The sequence below is a fragment of the Spirosoma jeollabukense genome (assembly GCF_054777855.1).
Window position 1 is genome coordinate 215,310 of record NZ_BAAHAD010000008.1, and the last position, 25,508, is coordinate 240,817.

21 protein-coding genes are annotated in these 25,508 nt (G+C 48.0%); 10 read left to right on the top strand and 11 right to left on the bottom strand.

Going from position 1 to position 25,508, the window contains the following annotated elements:
• Positions 1-165 precede the first annotated feature (165 nt).
• From ACYVEA_RS25095 to ACYVEA_RS25130, 8 genes are all read left to right on the top strand, one after another.
• Entirely contained in the window at positions 166-3,411 is a 3,246-nt protein-coding gene (locus ACYVEA_RS25095) for a SusC/RagA family TonB-linked outer membrane protein (protein ID WP_461116176.1), read from the top strand.
• 50 nt (positions 3,412-3,461) lie between these two features.
• A complete protein-coding gene (locus ACYVEA_RS25100; protein WP_461116177.1) occupies positions 3,462-4,979 on the top strand; it encodes a RagB/SusD family nutrient uptake outer membrane protein in 1,518 nt (505 codons plus the stop codon).
• A 253-nt stretch (positions 4,980-5,232) separates the two neighbouring features.
• The gene (locus ACYVEA_RS25105) at positions 5,233-7,908 is read left to right on the top strand and encodes a c-type cytochrome (protein WP_461116178.1); all 2,676 of its coding nucleotides are present in this window, start codon (positions 5,233-5,235) and stop codon (positions 7,906-7,908) included.
• Between the two features lie 121 nt (positions 7,909-8,029).
• Positions 8,030-8,815, top strand: coding sequence for a 3-keto-disaccharide hydrolase (locus ACYVEA_RS25110; protein WP_461116179.1), 786 nt, complete (start codon positions 8,030-8,032; stop codon positions 8,813-8,815).
• A gap of 110 nt (positions 8,816-8,925) precedes the next feature.
• Entirely contained in the window at positions 8,926-9,987 is a 1,062-nt protein-coding gene (locus ACYVEA_RS25115) for an aldose 1-epimerase family protein (protein ID WP_461116180.1), read from the top strand.
• Between the two features lie 21 nt (positions 9,988-10,008).
• Positions 10,009-11,235, top strand: coding sequence for a class I mannose-6-phosphate isomerase (locus tag ACYVEA_RS25120; RefSeq protein ID WP_461116181.1), 1,227 nt, complete (start codon positions 10,009-10,011; stop codon positions 11,233-11,235).
• Between the two features lie 107 nt (positions 11,236-11,342).
• Positions 11,343-12,377 (top strand): sugar phosphate isomerase/epimerase family protein, encoded by a 1,035-nt coding sequence (locus tag ACYVEA_RS25125; RefSeq protein ID WP_461116182.1) that lies wholly within the window; start codon positions 11,343-11,345, stop codon positions 12,375-12,377.
• A gap of 99 nt (positions 12,378-12,476) precedes the next feature.
• A complete protein-coding gene (locus tag ACYVEA_RS25130) occupies positions 12,477-13,643 on the top strand; it encodes a Gfo/Idh/MocA family protein (protein ID WP_461116183.1) in 1,167 nt (388 codons plus the stop codon).
• A gap of 86 nt (positions 13,644-13,729) precedes the next feature.
• Here ACYVEA_RS25130 and ACYVEA_RS25135 read toward each other — a convergent pair whose 3' ends face one another.
• The 10 genes from ACYVEA_RS25135 to ACYVEA_RS25180 all read right to left on the bottom strand — a co-directional run bounded on the left by ACYVEA_RS25135 (position 13,730) and on the right by ACYVEA_RS25180 (position 22,116).
• Complete coding sequence (locus tag ACYVEA_RS25135; RefSeq protein WP_093822809.1) at positions 13,730-14,185, bottom strand: hypothetical protein; 456 nt, start codon at positions 14,183-14,185, stop codon at positions 13,730-13,732.
• Positions 14,186-14,194: 9 nt separating this feature from the next.
• On the bottom strand, positions 14,195-14,659 hold the full coding sequence (locus ACYVEA_RS25140; protein ID WP_461116184.1) for a hypothetical protein: 465 nt from the start codon (positions 14,657-14,659) through the stop codon (positions 14,195-14,197).
• Between the two features lie 73 nt (positions 14,660-14,732).
• Positions 14,733-15,305, bottom strand: a complete 573-nt coding sequence (locus tag ACYVEA_RS25145; RefSeq protein ID WP_461116185.1) for an RNA polymerase sigma factor — start codon at positions 15,303-15,305, stop codon at positions 14,733-14,735.
• 111 nt (positions 15,306-15,416) lie between these two features.
• Positions 15,417-16,370: a transketolase family protein gene (locus ACYVEA_RS25150; RefSeq protein ID WP_461116186.1), complete on the bottom strand. Its 954-nt coding sequence runs from the start codon at positions 16,368-16,370 to the stop codon at positions 15,417-15,419.
• A gap of 21 nt (positions 16,371-16,391) precedes the next feature.
• Positions 16,392-16,964, bottom strand: a complete 573-nt coding sequence (locus ACYVEA_RS25155) for a hypothetical protein (RefSeq protein ID WP_461116187.1) — start codon at positions 16,962-16,964, stop codon at positions 16,392-16,394.
• Positions 16,958-17,929 carry an AAA family ATPase gene (locus ACYVEA_RS25160; RefSeq protein ID WP_461116188.1) on the bottom strand — a complete coding sequence of 324 codons (972 nt, stop codon included), beginning with the start codon at positions 17,927-17,929 and terminating at the stop codon, positions 16,958-16,960. Before ACYVEA_RS25160 ends, ACYVEA_RS25155 begins: the two co-directional genes overlap by 7 nt.
• Before the next feature lie 39 nt (positions 17,930-17,968).
• Positions 17,969-18,826, bottom strand: coding sequence for a transketolase (locus tag ACYVEA_RS25165; protein WP_461116189.1), 858 nt, complete (start codon positions 18,824-18,826; stop codon positions 17,969-17,971).
• Positions 18,827-18,893: 67 nt separating this feature from the next.
• Positions 18,894-19,343 carry a thioredoxin-dependent thiol peroxidase gene (bcp, locus tag ACYVEA_RS25170; RefSeq protein ID WP_461116190.1) on the bottom strand — a complete coding sequence of 150 codons (450 nt, stop codon included), beginning with the start codon at positions 19,341-19,343 and terminating at the stop codon, positions 18,894-18,896.
• An 85-nt stretch (positions 19,344-19,428) separates the two neighbouring features.
• Positions 19,429-21,471, bottom strand: a complete 2,043-nt coding sequence (locus tag ACYVEA_RS25175; protein WP_461116191.1) for a M23 family metallopeptidase — start codon at positions 21,469-21,471, stop codon at positions 19,429-19,431.
• Between the two features lie 33 nt (positions 21,472-21,504).
• Entirely contained in the window at positions 21,505-22,116 is a 612-nt protein-coding gene (locus tag ACYVEA_RS25180; protein ID WP_461116192.1) for a fumarylacetoacetate hydrolase family protein, read from the bottom strand.
• A 212-nt stretch (positions 22,117-22,328) separates the two neighbouring features.
• Between ACYVEA_RS25180 and ACYVEA_RS25185 the strand changes: the two genes are divergently transcribed.
• Positions 22,329-23,159, top strand: coding sequence for a M48 family metallopeptidase (locus tag ACYVEA_RS25185; protein ID WP_461116193.1), 831 nt, complete (start codon positions 22,329-22,331; stop codon positions 23,157-23,159).
• Positions 23,160-23,338: 179 nt separating this feature from the next.
• Here the strand turns inward: ACYVEA_RS25185 and sucC are convergent, their stop codons facing one another.
• A complete protein-coding gene (sucC, locus tag ACYVEA_RS25190; protein WP_461116194.1) occupies positions 23,339-24,559 on the bottom strand; it encodes an ADP-forming succinate--CoA ligase subunit beta in 1,221 nt (406 codons plus the stop codon).
• Between the two features lie 159 nt (positions 24,560-24,718).
• On the opposite strand from sucC, the gene ACYVEA_RS25195 reads away from it, so the two are divergent.
• The gene (locus ACYVEA_RS25195) at positions 24,719-25,381 is read left to right on the top strand and encodes an ABC transporter ATP-binding protein (RefSeq protein ID WP_093822797.1); all 663 of its coding nucleotides are present in this window, start codon (positions 24,719-24,721) and stop codon (positions 25,379-25,381) included.
• The last annotated feature ends 127 nt before the right edge of the window (positions 25,382-25,508 follow it).

Genomic DNA, 25,508 nt, shown 5'->3' on the forward strand with positions numbered 1-25,508 from the left:
TTGTAAAAAAGAGATATTAAAATTTTAATGAATTTTAATCGAATGCTACTAATGCTGGGTAGGTGTAGGAAAGTTACAGGACCTCAACTGGTAATATTTGGGTATTGAATTGGCTTTTTCTTAAGTCAAAACATACAAAAAGTCCTAATCCTTACTCTGAAATCCATGAAAAGACTCTATCAGGTCGTAGCACTGAGTATGATGGCAGGCTCTTTTAGCAGCTTTGCTCAACAGACCAATCCAAGTTTACCGGTGAGAAGCCTATCTGCAAGGGGGCAGTTGATGGCGCTGAACGCTCCCAGACAGGAGCAGTCTAACGTGAATACCAGTTTGGCAGACGTAACAATTTTTGGGAAAGTAGTTGATGAAAAAGGTTCCGGACTGCCAGGCGTGAGTGTGATTGTAAAAGGGTCTACGCAGGGTACCAATACCGATGCAACGGGTAGCTTTAAAATTGTAGCGCCAAATACCAGTTCGACACTCGTATTCAGTTTTGTTGGGTATGCCAGGAAGGAAGTCGTTATTGGTAATCAAACGTCAATAAACGTTACACTGGTTCCAGATGATCAGACCCTGAATGAAGTGGTTGTCGTTGGTTACGGTAGCCAGTTGAAAAAAGAAATTACGGGAGCTGTTCAAACGGTAAGTGCGGCTGAAATCAAAGATTTACCTGTTTCGCAGATCGGCCAGAAATTGCAGGGCCGGTTAGCGGGTGTTCAGATTAACCAAACGACGGGCAAGCCGGGTCAGGGAATATCTATCCGGATTCGTGGGCAGGTATCGGTTACGGCGGGTAGCGATCCCCTGTACGTTGTCGATGGCTTCCCCATTACGGGAAATATTGCCCAGCTTAACCCCGATGAAATTGAGGATTTGACCGTGCTGAAAGATGCGGCTTCTACGTCGCTCTACGGTTCGCGGGCGGCTAACGGCGTTGTCCTGATTACAACCAAAAAAGGCAAGCCTGGCCAGACAAACGTGAGTTTCAATACGTATGCGGGTGTGCAGCAGGTACCGATGAGAGGTCGGGTTAAAATGCTGAATGCTGTTCAGTTTGCGCAGTTCAAGAAAGAGTATTATGAAGACCAGTTGCTGCCTGTGCCGGATATATTTCAAAAGCCTTCTGATTACGAAGGTAAGAACAACGACTGGTACGATGCCCTGCTTCGGGTAGCGCCTATTCAGAGTTATAATTTGAGTGTGTCAAACAATACAGAACGGTCAAATACGTCCTTAGTCGCGGGGGTATTTAGCCAGGATGGCGTTGTGCTCAACAACAAATACAAGCGGTATTCGCTGCGGATGAACTCCAATTATAATTTATCGAAGAGCGTGGCTGTCGGCTTCAACGCAGCGCCATCCTACGTGTTCGATAATACACCCAGAACGGATGGTGACCGGGGGACCGGGATTTTGTTCAATGCTCTCCATACCTGGCCTATTTATCCGATCTATGATGCCAATGGTGAACTGACTAAATTCAACAAGCTTCCCGACAATACAGGTAATATTTTCGCTTATCCAAACTGGGTGCGTGCCGCGAATGAGTTGATCAATGAAACCAAGAACACGAATTTACTGGCAAACGCGTACGTTCAATACCGGCCGATCGAGGGGTTAACATTGAAATCGACCATCAACATTGAATACCAGAACTCCAAGTTCTTTTACTTCAACCCATCGACCGCCACGAGTGCTATCAACGTCCCCATACCCACAACGGCCTCGTCGACGCGGCAGAGCCTGGAAAATGTATCCTGGCTGAACGAAAACCTGGCGACGTACACAAAAAGTTTTAACGATCACAATTTTGAATTACTGGCTGGATTTACCAATCAAAAGTACCGACAGGAATTTACCCGGATTTCAGCGAATACCTACGCCGATGACCGGCTTCCAACCATTCAGGGAGCGCTCAACATTGATCGCGCGGGTAATCCACCCAATACACGTAACGATATTCAACAGTGGACACTGAGGTCTTACCTGTCCCGGTTAACGTATAATTATAAAGGAAAATACCTGTTTACAGCCGCTATACGTAGCGATGGTTCTTCACGTTTTGGGGCTAATAATCAGTATGGTACGTTCCCGTCGGCGTCAGTAGGCTGGGTTTTGTCGGATGAAAATTTCCTCAAGCCAATTCAGCAGGTTTCGTTTGCCAAAATCCGGGCCAGCTACGGGGTAATCGGTAACAACAACATTGGTAACTACACCTCATATGCGCTGGTTAACAATACGACCAATGCCGTATTTGGTAGCAACGTAGCGACGGGAGCGGTTGTAACCACATTGGCTAATCCCAATTTAGGCTGGGAAACGACCAAGCAATTTGACATGGGCCTCGACCTGGGTTTGTTTAACGATCGTATTCAGTTCATCTATGATTTTTACACAAAGCGTACCACCAACTTGCTCTATAACGTGCAGATTCCACAGGAGTCCGGGTTTACTTACTTCTCCGATAACATTGGCGAAATTAAATTCTGGGGCCATGAATTCTCGCTGACGAGCAAAAATACCGTGGGTAAGCTGAAATGGACAACCAATGCCAACATCTCTTTTAACCGCAACCAGGTGGTAGCGCTGGCACCGGGTATTGACCGGGTATATGGGGGTACGGGCTTTCACATCACGCAGGTCGGTAAGCCGTTTGGCCAGTTCTACGGGCTGGTGAAGGAAGGATATTATCAGAGTGCTGAAGAACTCAAATCGTCGCCTGTCATTCCAGGGCGTTCGGCCATTGGTACGATCAAGTTCAAGGACATAAACGGTGATGGCGTCATTACGAACGGCGGTGATCAGGACGACCGGACTATTCTTGGTAGCCCATTCCCGAAATTTACTTATGGGATTACGAACGACCTGAAATACGGCAACTTCGACTTGTCGATCACCGGTTCGGGTTCCTACGGCAACCAGCTATGGGTTCGCCACCTGTATAGCACCGCTAACCTGGATGGTGTTTTCAACATGGTTGAGGGCGTAAAAGACCGTTTCCGTGTTCAGAATGCAATCGTAGACGTTAATGGCGTCAAGACCGGTGTTGCCACCAACGTGATTTCAAAGGGAGCCGGTCAGTTTGGGGCAACGAACAATGGCGGGAACTTCACGGGGGTTGAGCGTGACTGGCACAGTTCGCAATTCCTGGCCGATGCGTCGTTTTTTACCATTAAAAACATAACTGTCGGCTATAGTTTCGGTCCGTTGAACAAGTTCTTCAAATCGGCCCGGCTTTATGCATCCATACAGCAGGTATACGTATTCACCAAATACTGGGGTGGACCTAACCCGGAAACCAGTGGTAATGGAGCTGGTGACGGCCCTGGAGACAATCTGAGCCAGGGTGTTGACTTCTCCAACTACCCGGTTCCACGTACGTATACGGCAGGTATTAACCTGAATTTTTAAGCCAGCACGCGAATCAAACTCATTTTTAACATTCTTATTTCCTATATAGAATGAAAACAAGACTTATAGCCACCTGGTTGCTAGGCATTGCGCTGACCGGTTGCCAGAAAGATTTTTTGACCGCAGTGCCCGAAACGGCGTTGAGTTCGGCAACGTTCTTCAAAACCGAAGCCGATTTTCTACAGGCCGTCAATGGCGCTTACGTTCCGCTTCGGCAGATATATAATGAACGGGCGTGGGTGCTGGAAGAAATGCACTCCGACAATACGTATTATGCTCGCAATACACTCTATGGAGCAGTTGACCCCACGGAGAACGTGGCCGATTTTGCTGTTCCAACCGCCAACGGCGTCACCGCGAATGATAACGTGCTGCAGCAGTTTCGGCTGGATTATGTGATCATTTCACGGGCTAATCAAATTCTGGCGCTCATGGATGGTGCTGGCATAACGTACACGAATGATGCGACCAAAAATAATATCAAAGGCCAGGCTCAGTTCCTTCGGGCATTAGCCTACTTTGATCTGGTACGTCTGTTTGGTAAAGTGCCACTGCATTTGACGCCGGTTACGGGGCGGGAGGATGCCGCCTTGCCGCTGTCGACAACCGACGAGATTTATGCTCAGATTGAAAAAGATGCGCTGGCTGCCAGCACAAATTTACCGAACAAAGCCACTCAGGAACCAGGTCGGGCTACGTCGGGAGCCGCTAAAACGCTGTTGGCAAACTTATACATCACGCAGAAGAAATGGCCACAAGCCGAAGCCGTGCTGAAAGATGTGGTGACCAAAGACGGTTACTCGCTGAAGGCTGATTATAATGACGCGTTTTCATATACCAATACGAATAAAAACAATGAGGAGTCGGTCTTTGAGATTCAGTATCTGGAAGGATCTGCCGGGTATAATGGTAATCAGATTTACCGTTTTCTGCCGTCTCCTATAACAGCCGATGAAATCAAACCGATCGTTGGTACGTCCAACCCGCAGCCGACCTCGCAGGAAAGCAATAATATTCCGACGCCGGATCTGATTGCCGCCTACGAACCCGGCGACAAACGGAAGGATATTTCCATTGGAACTGTTACGTTAAGTACCAGTCTACGAGCTGAGAAGACGTATCCGTATATCAAAAAATACGCACGGCCCCATGCCCTGAACAACAACACGGGGCAAAACTGGCCGGTGTATCGCTACGCTGAAGTGCTGCTGTTCCTGGCTGAAGCGTTGAATGAACAGGGTAAAACCGGCGAAGCTGCTACGTACATCAATCAGGTGCGAGTACGTGCGGGTCTGGCAGCAACGAAAGCCTCGTCGCAGGCTGATATGCGGGAAGCCATCTTCAAGGAAAGACGGGTTGAGCTGGCCTTTGAAAACAAACGCTGGTTCGATCTGACCCGAACAGGTCGCGTGAAGGAGATCATTGGTGCGTACGGCGCTAAGGTAAAAGCCAAGCCAGCCGATTATTATTTCCCGGCTGGAGCCGTCCCGCCACCGAATGCCTTTACCGTGCTAGACGATTATTATGGTCTTCCTGCCGTTGAGTCAGCGTTGACGCCTTATTTCTGATTAAATCAAAACTATAACCCAGAGATGCACTGAGTTTTCTTTGTACATCTCTGGGTTATAATTAGTACCTCATCCTTCGTTATGAGAAAAATACGTAGGTCTCCTTTGTTAATGACTTCATCGGTTCGTTTTATCAGTAGAAAACGCTACGTACCTGTTTCTTATTAAGTGAATACAACCAGAAACCGCATCCCGGCTGGATTCCATCTGACGGCTACCGGTAACAATCATCAAACCTTATCTATGAAATACTATGCTTTCTCAATTCAACAAGGCTAAACTCGGATTGGCCGTCTCAGGCCTCATTCTGCTCGGGGCATCCTGGATCAGCTTGAACTATCCGGAAAATAACCGACAGGGAGCCGAAAACCCTAAGGTCGATAAACTAAAACTCCAGCCCGGTTTTAAGGCGGAACATCTGTACAGCATTTCGGAGAATCATGAAGGGTCCTGGGTATCCATGACCTTCGACGATAAGGGACGTATCATTGCTTCCGATCAATATGGCGGCCTCTATCGGCTGAAAATTCCCGCTATCGGTGCTGGCTCGACTCAGCCTACGGTTGAAAAACTAGTGATCAGCAAGGATACCAGTGCCAAAATGGGCTATGCGCATGGATTGTTGTATGCGTTCAACAGTTTATACGTAATGGTCAATAACCGGCCCAGCAAGCAGTTTCCCAAGACCAGCGGCTTGTATCGGTTACAGGATACCGATGGTGATGATCAGTTCGATAAAGTAACGATGATTCGGGAGCTGAAGGGCGAAGGAGAGCACGGGCCGCACAGTATCGTGCTGTCGCCTGACAAACAATCGCTTTACGTCTGTTCGGGTAACCACACCGACGTACCACCGATGGATGCCTATCGCTTACCATCCAACTGGAAAGAAGATAACCTGTTTCCGCTGATCAAAGACCCGCGCGGCCATGCAAATGACCGCTATGCGCCGGGTGGCTGGATCGCTAAAATCGACCCCGAAGGCAAGCGCTGGGAGCTAATGGGTGCGGGCTTCCGCAACGAATTTGATATTGCGTTCAATGAAGCAGGTGATCTGTTTACCTACGATTCGGACATGGAGTGGGACTTTGGTCTGCCCTGGTACCGTCCCACCCGCATTTGCCACGTTCCCAGCGGGGCTGAATTTGGCTGGCGTACGGGCAACAGCAAATGGCTACCCGGCAATCCGGATAACCTGCCACCTGTCGTGAACATTGGCCAAGGGTCGCCAACGAACGTAATGTCGGGAATGACCGCTAAATTCCCGCAAAAATATCGTCAGTCAATCTTTGCTTTCGACTGGAGTTTCGGGATTATTTATTCCATTCATATGAAGCCCAAAGGCGCTACGTATGAAGGCGAACGCGAAGAATTTATTTCGGGCACCCCGCTGCCATTGACCGACGGAGTTATTGGCCCGGATGGTGCGATGTATTTCATGACGGGGGGGCGACGCCTGGAGTCGGACATGTATCGGGTTTATTACACTGGTAACGAAGCGACTACCGCGCCAGCGCCCGTGTTCACCGCCGAACATAAACTTAGAACCAGCCTGGAAAAATTCCATGAAGGGGCAAATCCTGCCGCCATTGCCGCTGCCTGGCCGAACCTCAATCACCCGGACCGTTTTGTTCGCTATGCGGCTCGTATTGCCGTTGAACATCAGCCGGTGGCGCTATGGCAGGAGAAAGCACTAGCCGAAACCGATCCGCAACGGGCAACGCAAGCCATCGTGGCCCTGGCCCGGCAGGGGGGCGCTGATCTGAAAAGTAAAGCCATCGCTACGTTGCTGAAAATTAACTATGACAAATTACCTGAGTCGCAGCAGTTCGATTTGTTACGGGCCTTCGAGCTTATTTTCCTGCGTATGGGTGCGCCTGAAGCAGCTGACAAAGCAAAAATTGTTGCCTATCTGAATCCGCATTATCCGGCAAAAAGTGCCCTGTTGAACCGGGGCCTGAGCAAGGATCTGATTTATCTGGAAGCGCCTGGTGTTGTCAACAAAACGCTGGCATTGATAGATCTGAAGGAAGAGCCCGGCATGAAAAATCTGGGCCTGGAAACCACTACGGCTTCGTCTGACCTGATTCTGCGTAACCCACAGTATGGTATGGATATTGCCAAGATGCTGGCAAAAGTACCCCCGCTTCAGCAAACGTACTATGCTGTAATGCTGAGCCGGGCTGATGAGGGATGGACACCTGAACTTAGAACAAAATACTTTAGCTGGTTTGGCAATGCGTTCAAATATGAAGGGGGACGAAGCTACGTAGGCTTCATCGACAGAGCCCGTAAGCTGGCGCTTGTTCATGTTCCTAAAGATCAGTTTGAAAAATTCAACAAACTGTCGGGCGCTGATCTACTGACAAGTAATGGAAATGATATCGCCCAAACGGGTTATACACCTAAGGGCCCTGGCCGACGCTGGACGCTGGAAAATGCCGTGGCGGCAGTCGATAGCGGTAAGTCATCGCTCGCTTTCGAAACCGGCAAGAAAATATATGGCGCCATTTTATGCGGCAATTGCCATGCCATGCAGGGGTCGGGTGGGGATATCGGACCCGATTTGACCCAGCTCGGGACTCGTTTTTCGAACAAGGATATTCTGGATGCCATTATCAATCCAAGCAAAGTCGTTTCTGATCAATATGCGTCAACGGTTTTTGTGCTGAAAAATGGTCAGTCTGTTGTTGGCCGATTAGTAAACGAGGATAAAGTGAATTACTCGATTTCTCAGAATCCCTTTGCGGCCAATGAAATCCGGAAAATCCCGAAGAAAGACGTTACCGCGAAGCGCTATTCGCCTGAGTCAATCATGTATCCGGGCCTGATTAATAGCCTGAATCCTGAAGAACTCCGGGATTTGATGGCTTATCTGAAATCAGGGGGTAATGAGAATAATGAAGTATATAAAGGTGGTGGGAAATAGGTGGTTTTGTCATGCTGACGAAGGAAGTAGCTCAAGCTTGATTTATAAGCAACATTGAGATGCTTCCTTCGTCAGCATGACAGAAACTCCTGACTCACCAACAATCAAAAACAGAATCAAGATGCTGATAAACATAAATAGTAAATTCCTCTCGGCGGGGCTTCTGCTGGCGGTCGTATTGACGGGTGGTATCGAGACTTCCTGCTCGGGGCAAGCCAAAAAGGGAAAAGATGGTTATGTGCAGATATTCGATGGCAAAACGCTTAAAGGCTGGGATGGCGATCCTACCTACTGGCGCGTGGAAGATGGTTGCTTAACGGGCGAAATTACTCCCGATAAATTATTGAAAACCAATTCGTTCATCATCTGGAAAGGTGGAGAACCTGCCGACTTTGAGTTTAAAGGAGAGTTTAAAATTACGCAGGCAGGAAATTCGGGCATCAATTACCGAAGCGATCAGCTAACCGACGTACCGTTTGCGCTGCGGGGCTATCAGGCCGACATCGACGGCCGGATTATGTATACCGGCCAAAATTACGAAGAGCGCAAACGGACCACGTTGGCGTACCGTGGTCAGAAAACCGTTATTGCTCCCTATACGGGGGAAAATACACCGGAAGCTATTCGAGCTAAGGTTAGTAAAAATGCCTGGACGGGCATGAACGTAGTAGGCTCACTGGGCAGCTCCGATTCGTTGAAGACATTGATTAAAAGCGAAGACTGGAATACATTTCACCTGGTTATCAAAGGCAATCATTTACAGCATTACATCAACGACGTACTGATGAGCGATGTAACCGACGAAGACACCGTAAACAGAATGTCAAAAGGGTTACTGGGTGTACAGGTACACGTTGGCCCACCTATGAAAGTGCAGTACCGGAATCTGATGCTGAAGCAATTGTAGTTCCAGTTTGCGGTATTCGGTATACGGTGGGCTGAGGAGTCAATACCATTTTCGCGTCAGCCCACCGTATACCGAATACTGTAAACCATAAACCTAAAATACAACCAGTCTTGACTCAACAACCCTGGAAAGATAAAATAGGAAATCCAGCACAAGTAGGAGGGATAGAAACCTCCGTGCTGGACAATGGTACGGGTCGCGGAACCCGTGTTGCCTGGATCAATACCGGAACGGGACTACGTTACAAAGTGGTCATTGATCGGGCGATGGATATTTTCGACGCCTTCTACAATCAACATAGCCTGGCCTGGTTGAATCATACGGGAATAACCCCACCCGAACCGTTTTCTGATAAAGGGGCTGACTGGCTTAGAACCTTTGGTGGTGGCTTGCTGACGACTTGCGGGCTGTCGCATGTGGGAGGTCCCGAAACGGATGAGTATGGTGAGCGAGGGGCGCATGGGAAAATCAGCAATAGTCCGGCTGAGATCGAATCCATCATTCAGCCTGATCCAGTAATGGGTAAACTGGACATGAGCATTACAGGGCGTATTAAGGAAACGAAAATATTTGGCCCCAGTCTGGAATTGAAACGGACTATCTCTGGCACACTTGGACAACCCACGATACGTATTCACGACGAAGTGATCAATCGGGGCAATACGTCAATGCCCCATATGCTGCTCTATCATTTCAATTTCGGGTGGCCGTTGGTCGATGAAGGAACCGATATACTCTGGAAAGGTGCCTGGGAAGCGCGGGAAGGCGGTATAAATGATAAGATTTTCCGAGAAGGCAATGAGTTTAAGAAATGCCCGGCACCCTTAGAAGAGCATAGTGGCACGGGCGAAGCCGTTGCCTCGATTGACGTAACGCCCGATAGTTCTGGTCTCTGCACAGTTGGATTGCATAACTCCAGGATAGGCATCGCACTAGCCATGCGGTTTCATAAAGAACAATTACCTTGGTTCATTAACTGGCAGCACTGGGGAAAAGGCGAATACGTAACGGGGCTCGAACCTGCCACAAATCCACTCATTGGGCAGACTAAAGCCCGCGAAATTAATCAACTTCTATTTCTGGCACCGGGCGAAACCCGCCAATACGATTTAGAACTTGAGATTTTAACCGAAGAGATAGCAATCAGGAATTTTTTGAACACACAAGTTTAGTCGACTAATAATCAACTCCTTATGGAAACAACCTCAACACTAAGTCTTGCCGGGAAGGCATTAGAACAGGGAAAGGGAATCTTACGACTGTCTCCAACCTGGGTACCCCGGTCTTTCTGCGTCCCTGGCCGACGTATCAAACTCCACCCCGATGATTATTACGTGCTGGGTGGCGAACGGGGTGGCATTGATGAACGCTGGTTCTCATCGACCACACCGGCCAAAAACGGTCCCCTGACTGGTGAAAATGAAGGCTTGAGCCATATCGTTTTTACGGATGAAGACGGAAACGAACACCAGTTTTTATTGAAAGACGCTGTTGAGGAGTTGAAAGGCGAACTCATTGGTGACCGCTTATGGGATGAATACAAGGCATGGCCGATGTACTCCAAATTTTTTGATAACATGGGGCCATTGCCGCATCACCTGCACCATAACGACGAACAGGCGGCTCTGATTGGTCAGTTGGGCAAGCCGGAAGCGTATTATTTCCCACCTCAGGTGAATAACCACGGTGGCGATTTTCCATATACATTCATCGGTATCGCGCCCGGAACCACAAAGGAACAGATTAAAGAGTGTTTGCAAAACTTCACTAAAGGCGATAACAAGATCACGAATTATTCGTCGGCGTATCGGTTAGAGCCGGGCACTGGTTGGGACGTACCGCCCGGATTGCTTCACGCGCCCGGAAGCTTGTGTACTTACGAGCCACAGAAAGCCTCCGACGTTTTTGCTATGTATCAGTCGCTGGTGAACGAAGCGATCATTCCGGAAGAATTGCTCTGGAACGGTACGCCCAAAGAACGTATCGGTGACTATGATCAATTGATGGAAGCTATCGACTGGGATCTGAACACCGACCCGCAAATGATGGCGAACCGGTTTATGCGTCCGAAGCCCGTTCGGGACGTAGCAGAAATGGAAGCGGCAGGCTACAGTGAAGTGTGGGTTTGCTATTTAAACGAAGCGTTCAGCGCCAAGGAGTTAACCGTCTTTCCAGGCCAGACAGTGACGATTAAAGACAGTGCCGCGTATGGCCTGATCATGATGCAGGGCCACGGTAAAATGGGCGATTGGTCCATTGAGACACCAACCATGATCCGCTACGGTCAACTAACCAACGACGAGTTTTTTGTGAGCGAAAAAGCAGCTAAAGAAGGTGTCGTTATCACCAATGAGTCAACGACAGACCCAATCGTCATGCTGAAACATTTCGGCCCCATGAATCCAGACCTAGTATTATAGTTTACGGTTTATGGTTGGCTGGCTCATAAATAGGTGTCGCACCAGCCAACCGAAAACCATAAACGGAAAACCGTAAACCTTCTAAAAACCTTAAACCATACAACTTCATGAACGAGAATAATTATCCGAAGCTTCATAACGCTATGTGGCCGGGTGTGGTCGGAAAAGGTGGTGACTCCGAGCCTGTAATCCCATTCGACACCATGCTGGATTTAACCGCAGCTGCCGAAGTTGATGGCATAAAATTTGACGGCGTCGACCTCGCTCTTTTCGAACACATTGACGTTAATTTATCTGACGATGAGATCAAAAAACTGGCGGATAAAGTAGGCGGCTATAATTTGAAAATCGGCTCGCTGGTCGCACCAATTTGGGGGGGCTCGGCCATGGGTTCTAAGGAGGAACGGGCAACGTTTGTCGACATGGTCCGTAAAGCGTGTCACATTGGCCAGAAACTTACGGAACTTGGTATTCGACCCAGCGGGGTTGTCCGGATTGATTCGTCTACCTCGCCAACCGTCTGGGACGCTGATCCAACCGGCAATTCAAAACTGATCGCCCAGACGTTCCGCGAAGCCTGCGACGTAGCGGCTGACTACGGCGAAAAACTGGCCGCCGAAGGTGAAATCTGCTGGGGCGGCATGCACAGTTGGAAAACTATGCTCGAAACACTGGAATTAGTCGATCGCCCGAATATGGGCTTTCAGGCCGATATGGCCCATACCTTACTCTATACGATGGGCTACAATCGCGAGCAGGACCGTATTTTGCCACCCGACTTCGACTGGAGCGATCGCAAAGCGCTGAGTGAAGCATTACGCACCTTAACGAATGCGCTACGTCCCTGGACAATCGACTTCCACGTAGCTCAGAATGACGGAACCGTATTTGGGTCGGGTTCACACGATAAAACAGGACGTCACTGCCAGGCTCTAGACCCGAACGGTAAACTCGACGTCGTGCATGATGCCGGTTACTGGCTGCGCGACGAAAACGGGCAACTGACCAAAGCTTTCAAACACATTTGCTGGGATGGCTGTATGTTCCCGAATAGCGTCATGACTACTCAACAGACCTGGAACGACATCCTGGCAACCATGATCAAAGTCCGTCAGCAACATGGCTGGTATCAAGCCAGTTAAACCGTTTACCGTTTTCGGTTTACTGTTGGCTGACGCATAAATAAGTGACGTGTCAGCCAATTGTAAGCCGAAAACGGCAAATCGTAAACTTCTATAAATATGACAACAAAAAAAGAAATACGGATTGGCTTGATCGGCACCGGGTTTATGGGTCGGACGCATTCCAATGGTTATAATCGCGTACCTAATTTCTTTCCCGAGCTGGAATATACCCCCGTTCTGAAAGCAGTTTGTTCACGTAACGCCGAAAAAGTACAGGCATTTGCCGACCAGTGGGGCTATGAATCGATAGAAACAGACTGGAAAGCCCTCATTGCGCGGGATGATATTGACGCCGTTGATATTTGCACACCTAACGATACGCACGCTGAAATTGCGATTGCTGCCGCTGCCGCCGGGAAAATGATTCTTTGTGAAAAACCGCTTTCCCGAACATTGGCCGAAGGGCAGCAGATGGTGGATGCAGTTGAAAAAGCGGGTGTAAACACAACGGTTTGGTATAACTACCGACGTATTCCAGCCGTTACGTTAGCCAAACAGATTGTCGATTCGGGTAAGCTCGGGAAAATATTCCACTACCGGGCCAACTTCCTGCAGGACTGGACCATCAGCGCCGACGTGCCGCAGGGCGGCACTGGAACCTGGCGCATGGACGTCGAAGCGGCTGGTTCAGGTGTAACGGGTGATTTGCTAGCTCACTGCATCGACACAGCCATGTGGATCAACGGGGCTATTGTCGACGTATCGGCGGTAACTGAGACGTTCGTTAAAGAACGGATGCATCAGCTAACGGGTAAAGTTGAACCGGTTGGGATTGATGATGCCTGTATTTTTCACTGTCATTTCGAAAACGGTTCGCTGGGTCTATTTGAATCAACGCGTTATGCGCGTGGTCATAAAGCGCTGTACACCTTCGAGATAAATGGCGAAAATGCGTCCATCCGGTGGGACTTGCACGACCTGAACCGACTTGAGTATTTCGACCACGCCGACGAATCGATTGTGCGCGGCTGGCGGTCTATTCACGTAACGGATGGCGACCAACCGTATATGGATAAGTGGTGGGTGCCGGGCTTAGGCATTGGCTACGAGCACAGTTTCATTCATCAGGTTGCCGACTTTTTCAAAAGCCTGGAGTCGGGTGAAAAGCCCTGTGCACCAACGTTTAAAGATGCCTTGGAAACCCAAAAAGTCTGTGAAGCCGTGCTGGATTCGGCTGCTTCCAGGAGCTGGAAAGACACGGGTGTGGCTGGTAAAATCAATTGAGTTTTTGATAGCTGCTACACCACGCCACAAATATAAAAGCGCCGGACCTCATTTGTGGTCCGGCGCTTTTATTGAAGGCTTTTCGGCTAATTGCCCTGATTATTTAATCGCTTGAGCAGCATATTATTAAACATCTGCTCGGTCTTATATAATTCAGCCAACTGGGCAGGACTGATAACTTTTAGAAACCGGCTCATATATTCCTCGTCCAGATCGGCAATCTTCTGCTTGGTCGCATTGACCTCCCGCAAACCATCTAATAATTGATTATTATTGAGGTTGCTACGTGATGGTTCATTATTTAGTTGTCGAACCCGACGATTCAACTCCTGTTTTTTAGCGTTGTACTCGTTGTAAACAGCCCAAAACTGGGGTGCTTGATCGGGTGTCAGGTTCAGCCGGTTGGTAATCAGGCCAATCTTAGCCGATTCGATTTTCTGGCGTCCGTTGAGTTCATTCTGTGCGTTGGCTACCTGCGTCATCAAAAACAGGCTAACCAGCCAACCAATCCATACGTATCTCATTGTGGTAAAGTTAACCATTCTAAAAAATCAAGAGCCGACATTCAGATTATCCAGGGCATTTTGGTCTTCAATGTGTTGCTGAATATCAGTCGGCCTCACGTTTAAGAACTGAATTGCCGTGGTATCATTACCCAACGAGGAATGAAGTTGCTGACTGTCAGCCAGCTCGTCGGCACTCACTCCCTGTTCATCCAGATAAGCCGTAATGACCTCATTACTTACGCCGGCCAATGCTTCGCTCCCCAAAGTTTCCTGACGTTGCGGTAACGTTTGCCACACGAGCACTGCAATCAGGCTTGCACCCGCCAGCGAAGCTGCCGTCCGTTGCCAGGACCAGCTAATACTGAAGGCTGGTTTAGCTTTACGGGCTACGCGGGCCTGAACCCGCGATGGCAACGTATCGAAGTAACCATCGGGTGCCGCAAATGGCAATTGCCGCAGAGGATGTTCAGGTGGTAATTCATCAATCCGGAATTGATTCTTATCGTTCATTGCATTTGATGTGTATCTACTACACTATTCAGGCGTTGTACTTTGAGGTTTGACAGTTAGCTACGTTCGGGGTTTAATCGACCGTATCAGTTTTTGTTAGATAATCCTCGATTTTTTTAACGGCCAAATGATACGATGCTTTCAAGGCCCCCACGGATGTACCGGTAATGTCCGCAATTTCTTCGTATTTCATATCATCGAAGTATTTCATGTTGAACACTAGCCGCTGTTTGTCGGGTAGTTTCAACAGGGCCTTCTGCAATTTCAACTGAATTTCTTCACCACTTGGTTCGTTGCCGGACGTAACGTAGTCGGAGTTGCTTTCAAGCTTTTCCATCAACTCACCTTCCACATCGCCAATCGGCAGAAAAAAACGGCGACGTTTTTTGTTCAGGAAGTTAAGACACTCGTTTGTCGCAATGCGATATATCCACGTATATAACTGACTATCACCCCGGAACTGTTCCAGGCTGTTCCAGACTTTTATGAATGTTTCCTGCACCAGATCATCGGCATCGTCGTGGTCAATAACCATTTTGCGGATATGCCAATAAATCTTCTGCTGGTACTGGCGTACCATCAGATTAAAGGCATAATTCCGGCTCGACGGGTCGCGGTATTTAGCGAGGAGTTCTGCGTCAGTCATTCGTTATCAGTTTACGGTTTACAGTTTACGGTTGTCAGTTGCGCAAAGCGCTCTTGCCGGTCCGTCGTCGCGGTCAGCTAACTGTAAACCGTAAACTGTAAACTGAAAACCTTATTTTCTTGCCATTACTTTCTTCACCTGCTCGATAATTTTATCGGCAGTTAGACCGTATTTTGTCATCAGTTGATCAGGTGTACCGCTTTCGCCGAACGTATCATGTACACCAACATATTCGAGCGGAGCTGGATAATGCTGCGCCAGTACCTGCGCTACGCTGTCACCCAAACCACCATTCAGCATGTGCTCTTCGGCTGAAACAGCACAGCCTGTTTTTTTGACAGACGCTAAAATGGCCTCTTCATCTAACGGTTTAATGGTGTGAATGTTGATAATGTCAGCTTCAATACCCTCCTCTGCCAGAATTTCACCTGCTTTGATAGCTTCCCAAACGAGGTGACCCGTACAGAAAATTGATACGTCTGATCCTTCATTCACAACCCACGCTTTACCAATCTCGAACTTCTGATCGGCAGGTGTGAAGACCGGAATCACGGGCCGACCGAAGCGCAGATAAACCGGACCAACGTGGTCGGCAATAGCAATCGTTGCGGCTTTCGTCTGGTTGTAATCGCAGGGGTTTATGACGGTCATGTTGGGCAACATTTTCATCATGCCCAGGTCCTCCAGAATCTGGTGCGTGGCACCATCTTCGCCAAGGGTTACGCCCGCGTGGGAAGCGCAGATTTTAACGTTCTTGTTTGAATACGCTACCGATTGCCGGATCTGGTCATAAACCCGTCCTGTAGCAAAGTTGGCGAACGTAGTGGCAAAGGGAATGTGCCCACCGATGGTTAGACCCGCCGATACGCCAATCATGTTAGCCTCGGCAATGCCACATTGAACGAACCGCTCCGGATTGTCTTTGATAAAAGCCTCCAGTTTGAGCGAGCCAGCCAGATCGGCGGTGAGGGCTACTACGTTCGGGTGCGATTTGCCCAGCTCAGCCATTCCCGCACCAAAACCTGAGCGGGTGTCTTTCTTCTCGGTATACTCGTATTTTTTCATAATCTGTACGAATGGTCTTTGTTAGTTCGCCGAAGCGAGGGTTTGCAATTTGGTTAGAAAATAGTTTGCACTGGGGCAATTCGGGTGTTGGGCCGCCTTCTCGATGGTGAAGCCATATTTGAGCATTCGACTTACCAAGATACTTTTACTGCCAACACCACGATTGGTTTTCGTCAGAAGTAATTTCTGAATTGTCTGAAATGGGTTGGATTCATGTTCTGGCCGCTCGAATATAAAAGTGGAATCATTGAACAGTGCTTGCAAAGTCAGTGTATCACTTAAAAACCAAGACTCAATCTGTTTCAGGGCAACAATGATAATTTGGTCATCACGTTCACTAATGCGTCGGCGAGTTGAAGAAATACAACTGTCGACGTCCAAGTCTGTAAGGATAATTATCTTCTGCACATCTCGATCAAGTAGTTCCTGACGTAACGCTTCTATGCGGCCAGAAAGCAAATTGCCATTACCTTTCGAATCAATGACTGGTAATAAACACTCGATGTTATGTTGGTGTAACCATTCCTGAAAATTACTTGATTCGATAATGTTTTTCTCGGTCTTGCCTTCACATATGAAACCAATTCTTACCATGGAAGCCCACCTCCTAAGACATTCATTAACCAGGCTTCATCCATTCTCAAACCGTGAAAATCACGTCCTTTAAATTGCTTAGTTTGAGTAGCACCTTTTACCTTATCAACTACAACAATTTCGTCGGATGTTAATTGTGAAACGAGCGTTTGGGAGTGTGTATTAAGCCAAATATAATGGCCTTTCTCTTCACATTTATAGCGAAAGAATTGTACTAACTCCTTAATAACTTCTGGATTTAAACCATTTTCTGGTTCTTCAATGCAAAGAAACTGCGGTTCATCGCTTTGGTAAACTGAGGTAAGTAGGGCAAGAATATTATACGTACCGTCGGAGATTAGGTCTTTCGTGAAATAGTCTGGTGCAGATTTCTCAAACCAATGTAGCTCATCACGATCATCAACTTCAACGGCTTTGAACCCTGGTATGAATAGGTCAAGCCATTCGAAAATTTCATCTTTGAGAGTAGTATTTGTTAAGATGCGTTTGAGTACTTTTTCTAAATTGGCCGCTGATAATGATAATCTCTGATTATCGTTTAGTCGAAATTTCTCTAACCCTTCATTCTTTATAAAAAGTCGACTAAAATTATCGAACATCTTAACGCCTGGCTGATTAAATGGACGTTCAACTTCATCATCAAAACTGGATAGACGTTCTTCTAATGGTTGGGAAGGGGAAAATTTATAATGTTTTTCTAGCTTGGCAGAGCCAAAATCAATCAAAAAATAAGCAGGTAGCCCTTTCCCATTTCGTCTTAAAAGCCTTTTGGAACCACCAAATAAACTTCCAACTAATTCTGAAGAACGAACGCGCCCTAATGAGCTCACAAACTCCAAAGCCTCGAAAATATTCGATTTGCCCGACCCATTAGGGCCGACAAAGACCGTGAACGGATTGGGCTCAATCAGCTCAATCCGTTCAATGGACTTGAAATTTTCGATAACTAAGCGTTTGATTTTCATTGCTTATGAAGAGCCACAACGTAGTGCGTCACTACAGGGCTAATAATCCGACATGCCAACCGTTAATGGCAATTCGTTGAGGGCCTGGGTCAACTGCTCAGCATTTGGAGCGGTGCCGTGCCACTTATAGTTCCCTACCATGTAATCGACGCCGAAGCCCATTTCGGTATGCATCAGAATCATGGTCGGTACGTCGGGATCTTCCTGGGATTTCTTCAGCGTCCGAACCACATCAGCCATATCGTTACCTTCCATTTCGTCGACGTGCCAGCCGAAAGCCCGGTATTTAGCCCCAAGATCGCGGTTGCTGTTCACATTGTCGGTGGTGCCGTCAATCTGCGCGTGGTTGAGATCGATAATAGCGGTCAGGTTGCCAAGTTTTTTGTTGGGCGCAAATTGCGCAGCTTCCCAAACCTGGCCTTCCTGCTGCTCGCCGTCGCCCATCAGTACATAGACATGATTTTTGTCGCCGTTGAGTTTTTTGGAGTAGGCGGCCCCGTTGGCTACCGACAAACCCTGGCCTAGTGAACCGGAGGCTATGCGGATACCGGGCAGATGCTCGGCCGTGGTGGGGTGGCCCTGCAAGCGACTATCCAGTTTACGGAACGTAGCCAGTTCGGCAATTGGGAAATAGCCCGCGCGCGCCAGCACCGAATAAAACACTGGCGAAATATGCCCGTTCGATAAAAAGAAAATGTCCTCATCGCGACCATCCATATCGAAAATGGGCTTTCCATCGGTATTGACTTTACGCTTCATCACCTCAAAATAGAGGGCGACAAAAAAATCAGTGCAGCCCAGCGAGCCGCCTGGGTGACCAGAGTTAACGGCCGCAACCATGCGGAGAATGTCGCGCCGAACGGCGGTGGCAGTGTGTTCGAGTTGTTCGATTTCCATGTAGTAAGTAGTGCGGGTGGAAACCCGCTTTAGGTGGTTAATATGATAGACGGGTAGATTGTCTGTGTTACGTTAAAATCTGTTCTGCGTGGTTCTTGGTATCTACCTTGCCGATAATATCCGTGATAATTCCATTTTCATCAATCAGGAACGTAGTCCGGACTGTGCCCATGAAGTTGCGGCCATACATCGACTTTTCGTGCCAGACGTCATAGGCCTCTACCACTTTCTTATCCGTGTCAGATACGAGCGTAAAAGGTAAATCGTACTTGTTAATAAACTTCTTATGTGCCTTCTGATCATCGACGCTTACGCCCAGAACTTCGTAGCCAGCCGCTTTTAAACGGGCATAGTTGTCGCGTAAACTACACGCCTGAGCCGTACAGCCTAGCGTATCATCTTTAGGATAAAAATACAGAACGACCTTCTTCCCCCGACAATCGGAAAGTTTGATGGGCTGGCCATGCTGGTCAGTACTGGTAAAATCAGGGGCCGGGTCGCCGATAGTCAGGCTCATTTAATTTAGGTTTATGGTTTTCGGTTTTAAGTTTACGGGGTTGCGTTAGTCTTCCATAAACTTGAAACCGAAAACCTATACAGTGTTATCGTCTTTTTCGCTGCTTTTTCGGAGCCGCTTTCCGCCGAACTACTGGATCGGCAATGAGCGTACTATCAGAACCAATGTTTCCAGCTCGGTCTTTGACCTGCACCAGCACTTCAGCACCAACGTCAAACGGTTCGTCCGGATTTAGTTTATCCGACCACAGCAACGCCCGTTTGTAATCGTACTGCATCAACACCCATTCGCTATTTACCAACGCCCGAAATTCAGCAATTCCTGATAAATCATCCCGGATTTTGGCTGTAATACCTTTCGGCGTTGCCGCCAGAATGTCCACTTTAGGTGGCGTCGCATCCGTTAGCAATTGAAACCGGCCCAGCGTCTTAGTCTTGAATTCAATCCGCCCTTTATTCCAGGTTCCGCCCAGGAAACTCTCCCGACCGCTACTAATCGAGTAAGCCTTGGTGCGCATTGTATCAACAGCAATCGGATAGTTCGGCACGTACTGAACGGTCAGATAATCATTTATCGGAATAATTGACTGGTTAATTTCCAGACCACCACCTGGTAATGATCGCATGGCCAGATGTAACGTATCAAATAAGGTTTTCGGGCTAAAGTCAAGCCGGGCAACTTTATCGATAACCACTTCACGTTGACCCGGTACGATGCGTTTCCTAAAATTGGTTCGCACAACGCCCCGGCCGAACTGAACCGAGTCGGGCAATGATTGCCGCAAATCTATGAGATAAACGGCTTGGTTGTTACGTATATAGCTAACAGCTTGTTCAGTTACACTACGTCCGGTAATCAGCTTAGCCACCGGAGGGTTGCTGCCAAGATTTTTAACCGCAATTTTCAGTACGTTCTCGTCAGTCGAAACGGTTGCTGTGGGTTCCGGTTCATAGCTGGCTGGCTGAACCGTGAGCGAGTCTATCTGAAGTGGATTCGCCGGAGCTACTTCCGGAAGAATCGTGAATGTTAGCTGAGCCGACTGATCAAAGGCGTCATAAAGGATGAGCGTAACTTCGTGGGACTTGCCGTCGAGCAAAGGAAGCCGTCCGCGATAGGCAGCATTACTTTGTAATTTATAGATGTTCAGAATATTACCATCGGCAATGTACCCTCTGTGGTAGCGTTGCCCGCTCACCTGCTCCATTTCATAATTCTCATGGATATTCATGAACCGCGTCTGCTCATTCGGGAAACTGTTCATGTTATAAGCAAACACCTCGTGCCCATCGAGCCGGATTTCCAGACAACTTATGCCGTTTCGATAGGGCGAACCACTGGTTTTGTCGTAACCCAGTACCTCCATGCCAACCAGCCCTGAGGCCGTAATAGGCTGGGTGATTGTATACGTACCATCCGCTTTGCGAACTGGTGTATACGTAACCCGCTGGTATTCCCCATTTATCCGGGAACTCGCGGTCATGGTTTTCAGCGCAACGCGTTCAAAATAGGGGGGGACTTCATCCCGGATCTCGGGAAAATCGTACAGGAGTGGATTAAAAAGATTGTCTTTCGAATCACGAATCTCAAAGTGAAGGTGCGGTCCACCCGATCCACCGGTATTTCCTGATGCCGCAATTACATCCCCTTTTTTGACCGGAAACTGACCCGGCGTCGGACGTAGATCAATCTCAAACGTTTTTTTCTGGTATTGCTGAGCCCGCAGATACGTGCCGAGTGTATCATTCAGATTCCTGAGGTGGCCATAAACGGTCGTTAAGCCATTTGGATGCTTGATGAAGACGACATTTCCATACCCCCCCGTGAAGACCGCAATACGTGATACGTAGCCATCTGCAGCCGCATGTACGTCCAGGCCCTCGCGTCCGCCCGTACGTATATCGATACCCGCATGAAAATGATTGGGCCGCAGATCGCCCAAACCGCCCGCCAGTGAATTCGCAGAACCTGGCTGAATGGGAAACATAAAATAACGCTCCGGTCCGACAAGCGCCTGATTTGTGCCCGACTCAAGGGTTGTGTTGGTTGGTGTGGCAGGGGCGCTCTGCCCATGTACCACACCACAACGTAGCACTACGGCGACCAGACTCGGAATTAGCAAGCGTCTCAAACAATATGGCATTAAAAAAGAGCAAAAATGAAATTACTTTACGTCGAATGTCAGCATGGGTTTATCGTCAATATACGCCGTTAGCTGGTCCCCGATTTGTACTGGTCCCACGCCTTTAGGTGTGCCCGTGAACAGAATATCACCCTGTTGTAAAAGAAAATACCGGGATACAAATGAAATCAGGTAGTCGATTTTAAATAACATCAGGCTCGTATTGCCCAATTGCTTTGTTTCTCCGTTGATATCCAGGTGGAAATTTAGATTCTGTAGATCGGGGAAATCCGTTTTAGGCACAAAGGACGAAATAGGAGCGGAGCCGTTAAAGCCTTTGGCCAGTTCCCAGGGCAACCCCTTTGCCTTTAGTTTGCTCTGTAGATCGCGCGCCGTGAAGTCAATTCCAATCCCGATTTCGTCGTAATATTTGTGCGCAAACTTTTCGTCGATATTCTTTCCAACCCGATTTATCTTGACCAGGATCTCCACCTCATAATGAACATCGCTGGAGAAGTCAGGATAAAAGAACGGTTCGTTCTTCAGCGGAATCGCCGTTTCTGGTTTCAGGAAAATGACCGGATCTTCGGGCTGTTCATTATTGAGTTCTTTGATGTGTTCAACATAATTCCGGCCAACGCAAATGATTTTCATATAAAGTAAAGCGGAGGTACGGTATTTCGATGGAAACCCGTACGTATTTATAAACAGTGAGGGGTTTCTGCCCCATCACATTAAACCTAAACAAATGCTACAAATCTAAGGACTAAAGAAGGGCTGACCGCACTCGTTCAGAAAAATTTGAACAAATCTGGTACCTTGTGGGTCATATAATGTCATAACACCTAGATAACTCACATACACAAATGAGAAAAGTACTAATTATAACATTGCTGGCAGGATTTGCTATTGGTTGCCAGAAAGTCCCCATTACTGGAAGAGCCCAGTTGAAACTAGTGCCGGACAATGATATGCTGGCGATGAGTTTTACCCAGTATAAGGCATTTTTAGATACGAGCAAAGTCGTTAGTACCAACAATGCCGATGCGGAAATGGTTAACCGGGTTGGGAGTCGTATCCGTCAGGCCGTTGAGAGTTACATGAACAGCAACGGCTTTAGCAAACGACTGGAAGGCTTTAATTGGGAGTATCACCTTGTACAAAGCAATCAGGTCAATGCCTGGTGTATGCCCGGCGGCAAAATTGTTGTGTATTCAGGTATTTTGCCCTACACGCAGAACGAAGCCGGATTAGCAACCGTGTTAGGGCATGAAGTTTCGCACGCCATCGCTGAACATGGTAACGAACGCATGAGCGAAGGCTTGGTCGCCAATGGATTACTCCAGGCTGGTCAGGTTGCTACAGGAATTGGTACATCGAATAAGAGCCCACAGACGCAGGCTTTGTTTCAACAAGCCTTTGGCGTGGTTGGGCCCCTTGCCTATCAGTATGGGGTGGGATTACCACACAGCCGAAAACAGGAATCGGAAGCTGATCACCTCGGCTTGATTTTCATGTCGATGGCGGGTTATAACCCTAGTGAAGCTATTACGTTCTGGCAAAGGATGGCGAAAGCGGGTGGTGGCAAAGCACCCGCCGAATTCATGTCTGATCACCCATCTGACGCACGCCGGATTGCTGATTTGCAGAAATTACTACCCGACGCCCAGAAATACTATGCCAGTGCCCGTCGATAAACTACAAGAGGAAACTAAAAAAGCCGGAGCGAAAGCTCCGGCTTTTTTAGTTGTAAAAAATCTATTTGAACTTTCGCTCAGAGGCTGGTTTTGTCATTCCGACGCAGGAGGAATGACAAAACCAGCCTATTTTTACTTAATTTTTAACAGCATAAACCTCTTCAAAATAGTAAAGTAGATTACTGCAATGATAGTATAACCTGACGTACTTTTTCAGCGGCTTCTTTCAGTTCAACTGCTGATTGCACTTTAAGGCCTGAATCGTCGATGATCTTCGCACCTTCGGCTGCATTAGTGCCTTGTAAGCGAACAATGATCGGCACAGGAATGTCGCCAATAGCTTTGTAGGCTTCCACCACTCCCGTCGCTACGCGGTCGCAACGCACAATACCACCGAAAATATTAATTAAAATAGCTTTTACATTCGGGTCTTTCAGAATAATGCGAAAACCGGCTTCTACCGTTTTCGCATTCGCACCACCCCCAACATCCAGGAAGTTAGCCGGTTCGCCACCCGATAGTTTGATGATGTCCATTGTAGCCATAGCCAGCCCAGCGCCATTTACCATACAGCCGACATTACCATCGAGCTTGACATAGTTAAGATCATTGGCAGAGGCTTCCACTTCGAGAGGATCTTCTTCAGCCAGATCGCGCATGGCTTTCAGATCGAGATGGCGATAGAGGGCATTATCGTCCAGGTTAACTTTTGCATCAACGGCCAGTATTTTATTGTCTGACGTTTTCAGCACCGGGTTAATTTCAAACATGGAAGCATCCGTATCCACATACGCTTTATAAAGCGCGGTCACGAATTTTACCATGTCCTTGAAGGCTTCGCCTTCCAGTCCCAGTCCAAAGGCTACCTTGCGGGCTTGAAACGGCTGTAAACCTACAGCTGGATCAATCCACTCCTTCACAATCTTTTCGGGGGAGTGTTCCGCCACTTCCTCGATGTCCATACCCCCTTCGGTACTGGCCATAATGACGTTGCAGGCTTTGGCACGATCCAGCAGAATACTGATGTACATCTCTTTGGGATCTGACACACCAGGATAGTACACATCTTCAGCGATGAGCACTTTGTTGACCCGTTTACCTTCCGGACCTGTCTGGTGGGTAACCAATACGTTGCCAATGAGGTTTTTAGCGATGTCGCGCACGGCATCGACTGATTTGGCCAAAGCGACTCCTCGCTGCTCAGAGCCGACAATCTGGCCCTTACCGCGCCCACCCGCATGAATCTGGGACTTAACAACCACCCATTTCTGACCTGATTGGGCAATAATGAGTTTGGCGGCTTCAACGGCCTTCTCGGGCGATTCTGCTACGATGCCCTCCTGAATGCGGACGCCGTACTTTTTGAGAATTTCTTTACCCTGATACTCGTGTATATTCATGACAACTGCAACAAGGAGAATGGGAAATCGTATTTTTGTGCGGCAAGTTAGCACCAAATGATGAATGATGAATGCAGAATAATGAACGTTATCGGCTAAAATCAATTACGCTTCGTATTTCTTCAGGCATCATTTATCATTCATCATTTAACATTCTTTATGCAACCGCTTCTCCAAACTACTGATATTCGCCGAAACTATGGCAATTTACCCGTTCTGAAAGGAATTGATCTACGCATCGAACCTGGTGAGGTTGTCTCTATTGTTGGCGCTTCGGGGGCAGGTAAAACAACCTTGTTGCAAATTCTGGGTACGCTCGACCGACCAGATTCGGGCGAGTTACATATTGCCGGTCAGAACGTATTCACGTTGAACGATCGCCAACTAGCCCAGTTTCGTAATGAGCGAATCGGCTTTGTCTTTCAATTTAATAACCTGCTGCCCGAATTTACGGCGCTTGAGAATGTTTGTCTGCCTGGATTTATTTCGGGGAAGGATGAACAGGCCGTTCGGCAACGGGCTGAATCATTATTGAACACACTTAGTTTAGGACACCGACTTAATAATCTACCTTCGCAAATGTCGGGTGGTGAGCAGCAGCGGACGGCTGTAGCGCGGGCCTTGATTAATGAACCCGCGATCGTTTTTGCTGATGAGCCCAGCGGTAATCTTGACTCACGTAACGCCGAAGATTTACACCAGCTGTTCTTCCGGCTTCGCGATGAACTTGGTCAGACATTCATTATTGTGACACATAATGAAACGCTGGCCGCTCTGGCTGATCGCACCGTTACCATCCGGGATGGTATTCTGGTTAATTGAGAATAAGCTTGTTGCTAGGGAGAATTAAGGTTTTTTTGATAAGTAAATTTACCTAAATTTTGAACAAATACGGATTGTCTTTTTTGAGGTAAATAACTGCAAATCAGTTATTTGAATTTTTGGTTAA

What these genes read in the sequence shown, in the direction of transcription:
- ACYVEA_RS25095 (WP_461116176.1), top strand. Translation starts at nt 166, where the DNA reads ATGAAAAGACTCTATCAGGTCGTAGCACTGAGTATGATGGCAGGCTCT.
- ACYVEA_RS25100 (WP_461116177.1), top strand. Translation starts at nt 3,462, where the DNA reads ATGAAAACAAGACTTATAGCCACCTGGTTGCTAGGCATTGCGCTGACC.
- ACYVEA_RS25105 (WP_461116178.1), top strand. Translation starts at nt 5,233, where the DNA reads ATGCTTTCTCAATTCAACAAGGCTAAACTCGGATTGGCCGTCTCAGGC.
- ACYVEA_RS25110 (WP_461116179.1), top strand. Translation starts at nt 8,030, where the DNA reads ATGCTGATAAACATAAATAGTAAATTCCTCTCGGCGGGGCTTCTGCTG.
- ACYVEA_RS25120 (WP_461116181.1), top strand. Translation starts at nt 10,009, where the DNA reads ATGGAAACAACCTCAACACTAAGTCTTGCCGGGAAGGCATTAGAACAG.
- ACYVEA_RS25125 (WP_461116182.1), top strand. Translation starts at nt 11,343, where the DNA reads ATGAACGAGAATAATTATCCGAAGCTTCATAACGCTATGTGGCCGGGT.
- ACYVEA_RS25130 (WP_461116183.1), top strand. Translation starts at nt 12,477, where the DNA reads ATGACAACAAAAAAAGAAATACGGATTGGCTTGATCGGCACCGGGTTT.
- ACYVEA_RS25135 (WP_093822809.1), bottom strand. Translation starts at nt 14,185, where the DNA reads ATGGTTAACTTTACCACAATGAGATACGTATGGATTGGTTGGCTGGTT.
- ACYVEA_RS25140 (WP_461116184.1), bottom strand. Translation starts at nt 14,659, where the DNA reads ATGAACGATAAGAATCAATTCCGGATTGATGAATTACCACCTGAACAT.
- ACYVEA_RS25145 (WP_461116185.1), bottom strand. Translation starts at nt 15,305, where the DNA reads ATGACTGACGCAGAACTCCTCGCTAAATACCGCGACCCGTCGAGCCGG.
- ACYVEA_RS25150 (WP_461116186.1), bottom strand. Translation starts at nt 16,370, where the DNA reads ATGAAAAAATACGAGTATACCGAGAAGAAAGACACCCGCTCAGGTTTT.
- ACYVEA_RS25155 (WP_461116187.1), bottom strand. Translation starts at nt 16,964, where the DNA reads ATGGTAAGAATTGGTTTCATATGTGAAGGCAAGACCGAGAAAAACATT.
- ACYVEA_RS25160 (WP_461116188.1), bottom strand. Translation starts at nt 17,929, where the DNA reads ATGAAAATCAAACGCTTAGTTATCGAAAATTTCAAGTCCATTGAACGG.
- ACYVEA_RS25165 (WP_461116189.1), bottom strand. Translation starts at nt 18,826, where the DNA reads ATGGAAATCGAACAACTCGAACACACTGCCACCGCCGTTCGGCGCGAC.
- bcp (WP_461116190.1), bottom strand. Translation starts at nt 19,343, where the DNA reads ATGAGCCTGACTATCGGCGACCCGGCCCCTGATTTTACCAGTACTGAC.
- ACYVEA_RS25180 (WP_461116192.1), bottom strand. Translation starts at nt 22,116, where the DNA reads ATGAAAATCATTTGCGTTGGCCGGAATTATGTTGAACACATCAAAGAA.
- ACYVEA_RS25185 (WP_461116193.1), top strand. Translation starts at nt 22,329, where the DNA reads ATGAGAAAAGTACTAATTATAACATTGCTGGCAGGATTTGCTATTGGT.
- sucC (WP_461116194.1), bottom strand. Translation starts at nt 24,559, where the DNA reads ATGAATATACACGAGTATCAGGGTAAAGAAATTCTCAAAAAGTACGGC.
- ACYVEA_RS25195 (WP_093822797.1), top strand. Translation starts at nt 24,719, where the DNA reads ATGCAACCGCTTCTCCAAACTACTGATATTCGCCGAAACTATGGCAAT.